Genomic DNA, 2210 nt, shown 5'->3' on the forward strand with positions numbered 1-2210 from the left:
ATGTAATTACCGATGGAACGGCGACAGCCACAGCGAATGAAAACATTACGGTAAATGCAGTTAATGACGCCCCAGTAGCGGTCGATGATGCCTATACTACAGATGAAGACACCTCTGTACAGTTATTACCATTAACAGGTGATACAGATGCAGACGGTGATACCTTAAGTATTGTATCCATCAACGGAACGGCTTTAACACCAGGTACAGCCCAAAGTATCGCAGTGACCAACGGAACGGTAGCTATTGATGCCGCAGGCGTGATTACCTTCACCCCAGCAGCGAACTACAACGGCGCGGTAAGTTTCCCATATGTAATTACAGATGGAACGGCCACAGCCACAGCGAATGAAAACATCACGGTAAATGCAGTTAATGACGCACCGGTGGCGGTTGATGATCTATCAACTACCGATCCTAATGTGGCTGTTACTATCCCTGTGTTAACGAATGATACAGATATTGATGGAGACACTTTAAGCGTGTCAAGTATTGTAACAACACCAACAAATGGAACGGTAGTGATCAATGGAGATGATACAATAACCTACACTCCAAATCCAGGATTCGAATTTGGAACTGATACTTTTGAGTATGAAGTATGTGATGGTTCAGGGTTATGTGATATAGCATTAGTAACGGTAGAAGTTCCAAAAAGCTTCCTGCCACCAACGGCCAATCCAGATACCAATAGTACGGCAGAAGAAGTAACTTTAACGGTAGCGGCAGGTTCAGGATTATTGAGCAACGATACGGATCCAAATTCTGATGAGACATTGATTGTTACAACCTTTGAAGTAGGAGGTACTACATATTCAGCAGGAACCACGGTTAATTTAACAGAAGGCGATTTAACAATCAATGCTGATGGTAGTTATGAGTTTATACCCGAATCTAATTATAATGGATCAGTACCACAAGTAACCTATAGCATAAGTGATGGAAATGGCGGCACAAGTAGTAGTACATTAGATATTACGGTAACCCCCGTGAATGATTTGCCTATGGCTCAAGATGATTCAGTAAGTGTTGTTGAGAACAGTATCAATAATGTGATTAATGTTTTACAGGATAATGGTAATGGTGCTGATAGTTTTGGAGGTGATGGCCCTAATTTTGGAGCAATTACGTTAGTTGCTGGAACTAGTTCAAATGGAGGTACTATTACTGTTAATAATAACGGTACTCCCAATGATCCTACAGATGATTCAATAAATTATACGCCAGCAACCGATTTTAGTGGTACGGATACATTTAATTATACGATAACGGATGGTAATGGTGATAATTCTACGGCAACAGTAACCGTGCTTGTTCTAGGGTGCTTAAGTGATCCATTTGCCGATTGTGATGGCGATGGCGATGCGAACGGAACAGACCCGGATTCAAACAATCCATGTGTTTACACGGCAGGAAGCACGCCAGATACGAGCAACCCAGTATGGCAAGCAGCCGATTGTGATGGCGATGGCGATGCGAACGGGACAGATCCAGATTCGAACAATCCATGTGTTTACACGGCAGGAAGCACACCAGATACGAGCAACCCAGTATGGCAAGCAGCCGATTGTGATGGCGATGGCGATGCGAACGGAACAGATCCAGATTCGAACAATCCATGTGTTTACACGGCAGGAAGCACACCAGATACGAGCAACCCAGTTTGGCAAACAGCCGATTGTGATGGCGATGGCGATGCGAACGGAACAGACCCAGATTCAAACAATCCATGTGTCTACACGGCAGGAAGCACGCCAGATACGAGTAATCCAGTATGGCAAGCAGCCGACTGTGATGGTGATGGTGTCACAAATGGTGATGAGACCACAGATGGTACTGATGTAAATGATCCATGTGATTATAATGCTTCAAGTATAACCCTAACACAAGGNGAGTCACAAATGGTGATGAGACCACAGATGGTACTGATGTAAATGATCCTTGTGATTATAATGCTGCAAGTATAACCCTAACACAAAGTGGTGTATGGAGTAGTTCAGATTGTGATGGCGATGGCGATGCGAACGGAACAGACCCAGATTCAAACAATCCATGTGTCTACACGGCAGGAAGCACGCCAGATACGAGTAATGCAGTATGGCAAGCAGCCGACTGTGATGGTGATGGTGTCACAAATGGTGATGAGACCACAGATGGTACTGATGTAAATGATCCATGTGATTATAATGCTTCAAGTATAACCCTAACAC

At 44.0% G+C, this 2210-nt stretch carries 1 protein-coding gene; it reads left to right on the forward strand.

What is annotated here, in order from left to right; all coding sequences use genetic code 11:
• Window positions 1-44: 44 nt before the first annotated feature.
• Window positions 45-1934: an Ig-like domain-containing protein gene (locus ACFO5O_RS00010; RefSeq protein WP_465253846.1), complete on the forward strand. Its 1890-nt coding sequence runs from the start codon at window positions 45-47 to the stop codon at window positions 1932-1934.
• The last annotated feature ends 276 nt before the right edge of the window (window positions 1935-2210 follow it).

The sequence above is a fragment of the Geojedonia litorea genome (assembly GCF_042654525.1).
Classification (GTDB): domain Bacteria; phylum Bacteroidota; class Bacteroidia; order Flavobacteriales; family Flavobacteriaceae; genus Geojedonia; species Geojedonia litorea.